At 53.5% G+C, this 5,552-nt stretch carries 4 protein-coding genes; 2 read left to right on the top strand and 2 right to left on the bottom strand.

All coding sequences use genetic code 11. The annotated features are described in order from the left end of the window. The first annotated feature begins 227 nt into the window (after positions 1-227). Entirely contained in the window at positions 228-590 is a 363-nt protein-coding gene (locus LBJ25_05605; GenBank protein MDR1453430.1) for a helix-turn-helix domain-containing protein, read from the top strand. A gap of 30 nt (positions 591-620) precedes the next feature. Here LBJ25_05605 and guaA read toward each other — a convergent pair whose 3' ends face one another. Then, positions 621-2,165 carry a glutamine-hydrolyzing GMP synthase gene (gene guaA, locus LBJ25_05600; GenBank protein MDR1453429.1) on the bottom strand — a complete coding sequence of 515 codons (1,545 nt, stop codon included), beginning with the start codon at positions 2,163-2,165 and terminating at the stop codon, positions 621-623. Next, a complete protein-coding gene (guaB, locus tag LBJ25_05595; protein MDR1453428.1) occupies positions 2,162-3,646 on the bottom strand; it encodes an IMP dehydrogenase in 1,485 nt (494 codons plus the stop codon). The genes guaA and guaB overlap by 4 nt, the downstream gene beginning before the upstream one ends. Before the next feature lie 52 nt (positions 3,647-3,698). Between guaB and argS the strand changes: the two genes are divergently transcribed. Next, positions 3,699-5,270 carry an arginine--tRNA ligase gene (gene argS / locus LBJ25_05590; GenBank protein ID MDR1453427.1) on the top strand — a complete coding sequence of 524 codons (1,572 nt, stop codon included), beginning with the start codon at positions 3,699-3,701 and terminating at the stop codon, positions 5,268-5,270. The last annotated feature ends 282 nt before the right edge of the window (positions 5,271-5,552 follow it).

Genomic DNA, 5,552 nt, shown 5'->3' with positions numbered 1-5,552 from the left:
CCGTCCATCATGAGTATCGCCCCCACCGGAAAAAATGTTAAATCCAGCATATCCTGCGCCAGCAACGGCATTCCTTTTTCGATTGTCATAAAGGCCTCCTTGTATTGTGATAGTAAATTTAATATATATTAAATTTACTATATATAAGTATAACATAAAACATAGTAATTGCAATATAACACATCCCTGATTTTAACCTTAAAATTATTGTTGTGACGGGAGAAAGCATGAATAATATTAGCCAATTAAAGCTGCATATCGGAAAACGCATTAAAGAACTAAGGTTAAAAACAGGACTGTCCATTGAAGAACTAGCCAATGAGATGGGCATAGCTTTTCCCAACTATCTCTATTTAGAAAAAGGCACCAAGAGCGGCCCGCGCCTGGAAACGCTTTGCAAAATCGGAGATTTTTATGGAGTGCATCTTGATTATTTTTTTTTGGATTACACCCCGCCGCTCAAACACCTTGCTAAATTTAAAAACAATAGCCCTGAAGACGGCCTCTTAAAAGAATTTCGCAAAATGAATTCCCGTCAGCAAAGCTTCTGGCTGCACACGGTCAAAAATTTTAACAACTCCAGTCTTTAAGCCGTTGGCGTGTGAAAAGTTTGAGCTTTTTCACTCCCACTCGATCGTCGCGGGCGGCTTGGATGAAATGTCGTAACAGACGCGCGTGATCTCCGGCACTTCGTTGATGACGCGCGAAGAGATTTTTTCCAGCAGTTCCCAGGGCAGCTGCGCCGCGCGGGCGGTCATGGCGTCCTCGCTGGTCACGCAGCGCACGGCGCAGGTCATGCCGTAAGTCCGCGCGTCGCCCATCACGCCGACCGTCCGCACCTCCGGCAGTAAGATCACCGGCGCCTGCCAGATTTTGTTGTACCAGCCGGCGGCTTTGATCTCCGCCATGACAATACTGTCCGCTTCCTGCAGGATGCGCACGCGCTCCGGCGTGATCTCGCCGATAATGCGGATAGCCAGCCCCGGCCCGGGAAAAGGCTGCCGGTTGATCAGGTCTTCGTGCAATCCCAGCTCACGGCCGAGCCGGCGCACTTCGTCCTTGAAAAGCCAGCGCAGCGGCTCGATAAGTTTAAACTGCATATCCGCCGGCAGTCCACCGACATTATGATGTGTTTTGATTTTCGCGGCAGTTTTGGCCTGTGTGCCGCCGACCACTGCGGATTCGATGACATCGGGATACAGCGTGCCCTGCGCCAAAAATTGAAAATCGCCGATCTGGCGCGCTTCGGCCTCAAACGTGCGCACAAATTCATTGCCGATGCGCCGGCGTTTCTCCTCGGGATCACTGACACCCTGGACTTTTTCCATAAAACGCTGCGCCGCGTCGACATGCACCAGCTTGATCCGCATGTATTTAGAAACAAGCTCGATCACGCGCCGCGCTTCGTTTTTGCGCATAAAACCCTGATCGATAAACATACAAATTAATTGCTCGCCGATCGCTTTGTGTAAAAGCGCGGCCACAGTCGTGGAGTCCACGCCGCCGGACAGCCCCAGCAAAACTTTGCCACCGCCGACAGTTTCGCGGATGCGCTTAACTTCGGTCTCAATATAATTCGCCATCGTCCAGACCGGCCGCGCCTGACAAACACCGAAAACAAAATTTTTGATTATGTCCAGCCCTTTGACCGTATGCGCGACCTCGGGGTGAAACTGCACACCGTAAATCCCGCGCGCGGGGTTTTCGACCGCGGCGTTTTCCAGATTGTCCGTGGAGGCGATCTTGCGGAATCCGTCCGGCAGGCGCAGGCAGGAATCGCCGTGCGACATCCAGGCTGTGAAATTATCCTCCAGGCCGACGAACAAAGCTGAACTCGTATCCACGCGCAACGCTGCTTTACCGTACTCGCGCTTTTCCGTATGCCGCTCCACTTTGCCGCCGAGCAGATTCACAAACAATTGCATACCGTAACAAATACCTAAAATCGGAATACCCAGATCCAGAATCGCGGCGTCCAGTTTTGGCGCGTCTTTTTCATACACCGACGCCGGCCCGCCGGAGAGAATGATGCCCTCGGGCTGCAATTCTTTTATTTTAGCGGCGGAAATATCATGCGCGGCCAATTCCGAATAAACATTACACTCGCGCACCCGCCGCGCGATGAGCTGCGAATACTGCGAGCCGTAATCCAAAATTATGATCAAGCAAAATCCCTTGTCGTGTAATTTGGCGTTTCTTTGGTGATCTGTATGTCGTGCGGATGCGACTCCACCAGTCCGGCATGCGTGATCTTCACGAAACGGCCATCCTGACGCAGGGCCTCGATAGTCGGCGCGCCGCAGTAGCCCATGCCCGAACGCAAGCCGCCAAGCATTTGGAAAACGATTTCTTTGACCGTGCCACGGTACGGTATGCGTCCCTCCACACCTTCGGGGACAAATTTGCGCGCCTCGCTTTGAAAATAACGGTCTTTGCCGCCGGCTTCCATAGCGCCGAGGCTGCCCATGCCGCGGTAGATCTTGAAACGCCGATCGTGCAGTATTTCCACTTCACCCGGAGCTTCATCACAGCCGGCAAACAGAGAGCCGAGCATCACTGTCGAGGCGCCGGCGGCCAGAGCCTTGACTATGTCGCCGGAATACTGAATGCCGCCATCCGCGATAAGCGGTATATCCGACCTAGCGGCTTCGACAGCGCAGTCATACACCGCGGTGATCTGCGGCAAACCCACGCCGGCCACCACGCGCGTCGTGCAGATCGAGCCCGGGCCAATACCGACCTTCACGCAGTCCGCACCGGCTTCGATCAACGCCCTTGTGCCTTCCGCGGTCGCCACATTGCCGGCTATCAATTGCAATTCAGGATAGGCTTTTTTAATTTTCTTGACGAGCCGCAAAACTCCCTCGGAATGGCCATGCGCCGTATCCAGCACCACCGCGTCAGCCTGCGCTTTGATCAACGCCGCCAGCCTGTCCATAACGTTTTCCGTGACGCCGACCGCCGCGCCGCAAAGCAGGCGTCCGCGCGCGTCTTTGGCCGCGTTGGGAAATTCGATATTTTTCTTGATGTCTTTGATCGTGATCAGCCCCTTGAGCAGGCCGTTCTTATCCACGATGGGCAGTTTCTCGATCTTGGATTTTTTCATGATCTGCTGGGCTTCCGGCAAAGTAGTACCTTCGGGCGCCGTTACCAGATTTTGGGCGGTCATAATATTGCTGATCGGCTGATCGTAATCTGACTCAAAGCGCACGTCGCGGTTGGTCACGATGCCGACCAGCTTGCCGCCCGGGTCAGTGACCGGCACGCCGGAAATATGATAATGCTCCATAAGCTGCACGGCTTCCTGCACGGTGTTGTCCGGCCCGAGATGAAACGGATCAACGATGACGCCGTTTTCCGAACGTTTGACTTTGTCCACTTCGTCAGCCTGCGCTGTGATGGTCATATTTTTGTGAATGATGCCAATGCCGCCCTCGCGTGCCACAGCGATCGCCATGCGCGAATCGGTCACCGTGTCCATACCGGCGGAAAGCAGCGGCACATTTAGCATGATCTTTTTGGTCAGGCGGGTTTTGAGCGAAACGTCTTTGGGCAGGATCTGCGAGCGCGCGGGGATCAGCAGCACATCGTCAAATGTTAAACCTTCTTTGGTGAATTTGTCCGGATTCAGGCCGCAGGTTGCCATGCGCATTTATATTATATTCGGCAAAAACAGTCAATATTGTTATAATGCCGCCATGTCTGTCCGTCAGGAAATCCAAGATATTTTCGCGCAGGTAATCGACAGCAAAGAACCGGCGCCGCTGGAAGAGCCAAAAAATCTGGACTACGGCGATTACGCTACCAATATCGCGCTGCGTCTGGCCAAGCCGCTGAAAAAAGCGCCAAAAATCATCGCGCAGGAACTCCTGCCCCGGCTGGCCGCGCAGACCGCTGAGCTTACTTTTTCGGAAATTAACGGCTTTATCAATATCCGCATCAACGACCGGAGATTGTTTCAGGAATTGGCCAGGATCACGCCGGATTACGGCAAACCGGACACGGACACTTCGACTCCGCTCAGTGTCCGTAAACAAAAAATTTTGCTGGAATACGTTTCCGCCAATCCGACCGGCCCTTTGCACATCGGCCACGGCCGCTGGGCGGTCATCGGCGATATTCTCGCCAGAACGCTGACTTACTGCGGTCAGCAGGTAACGCGGGAATTTTATATCAACGACGCCGGGCAGCAAATTGTTAATTTTGTTAATTCCGTGCAGGCCGTCCGGCAAAATCAGCCCGTGCCGGAAAACGGCTATCACGGCGCGTATATTCAAGAGCTGGCCAAACTGGATGCCAATCCCGTGCAAACCATGCTGGATTGGCAAAAAACCACTTTGCAAAATATCCGCTCGGAATTCGACAGCTGGTTTTCGGAGAAAACCCTGCACGAGAGCGGCGCGGTGGACAGAGCGCTGGAGATCCTGCGCCAAAAAGATCTGCTCTACACCGGCGCCAATGAATACGCCGGCGCGCTGGTTTTTCGCTCGACAAATTTTGGCGACGATAAAGACCGCGTGCTGGTCAAAAGCAGCGGCGAAAAAACTTATTTCACCGCCGACATTGCTTATCACCAAAACAAGCTGGACCGCGGTTTTGACCGGCTCATCAATATCTGGGGCGCCGATCATCACGGCTACCTCGCCCGCGTGCGCGCGGCTGTACAGGCAATGCAGGCAGCGCCTGTACAATTAGATATTATTCTCGGTCAGCTGGTCAATTTATTCCGCGGCGGCGCGCCGGTCAAAATGTCCAAACGCACTGGCGAAATGATTACTCTGCAGGAAGTTATTGACGAGATCGGCGTGGATGCCGCGCGCTATTTTCTGGCCGCCGTGAAATCCGATACAGCTCTGGATTTCGATCTCGAGCTGGCCAAAAAACAAAGCAATGACAATCCGGTTTACTATGCACAGTACGCCTATGCGCGGATCTGTTCGATACTGCGCCAGGCGGAGGCTGTAGAGGCGTTACCTGTAACGCCTCTACAGCCTCCGGACAAGCTAGAACCAGCGGAAAGAATATTGATCTTAAAAATGATCCGTCTGCCGGAGGAAATAGAAACTATCGCGCAAAGTTACGCCATTCACCGCCTCTGCGCTTACGCGCAGGAGCTGGCGGCGCTGTTCCATAATTTTTATCACGAATGTCGGGTCATCTCGGAAGACACCCGGACTACAGACCGGCGTCTGCGGATAATTCAGGCCGCGCGAACAGTTTTAAAAATTATTTTTGACCTGCTGGGGATCAGCGCGCCAGAAAAAATGTAACTATAATGTCTGCTAGCGCAGACACCCCCTGCCGCTACGGTTCGGCTCCGCTCACCGACCAGCGGCGTCCCCCTTGTAAAAGGGGACAAACAACATATTTAAAAGAGGTCTGCTTTCCTCCCCTTCCACAAGGGGAGGTGGCAGCAAAGCTGCCGGTGGGGTGTCTCGCGGATAGCGAGACCTAATAAATCACATCGCCGCTTGTTAATTCCAGATCGCGCCGTAAACGGCATTGGCTGAGATCATGTTGATACTGACGTTTCCCTCGAACCGCGCAGTGCC

The organism is Candidatus Margulisiibacteriota bacterium (assembly GCA_031268855.1).
Classification (GTDB): Bacteria; Margulisbacteria; Termititenacia; order Termititenacales; family Termititenacaceae; genus Termititenax.
The sequence above is the reverse complement of the archived record's forward strand: the minus strand, read 5'-3'. Positions and strand labels throughout refer to the sequence as shown.

Excerpts from the sequence above, each read along its gene's own strand:
- LBJ25_05605 (MDR1453430.1), top strand. The coding sequence starts at position 228 with ATGAATAATATTAGCCAATTAAAGCTGCATATCGGAAAACGCATTAAA.
- argS (MDR1453427.1), top strand. The coding sequence starts at position 3,699 with ATGTCTGTCCGTCAGGAAATCCAAGATATTTTCGCGCAGGTAATCGAC.
- guaB (MDR1453428.1), bottom strand. The coding sequence starts at position 3,646 with ATGGCAACCTGCGGCCTGAATCCGGACAAATTCACCAAAGAAGGTTTA.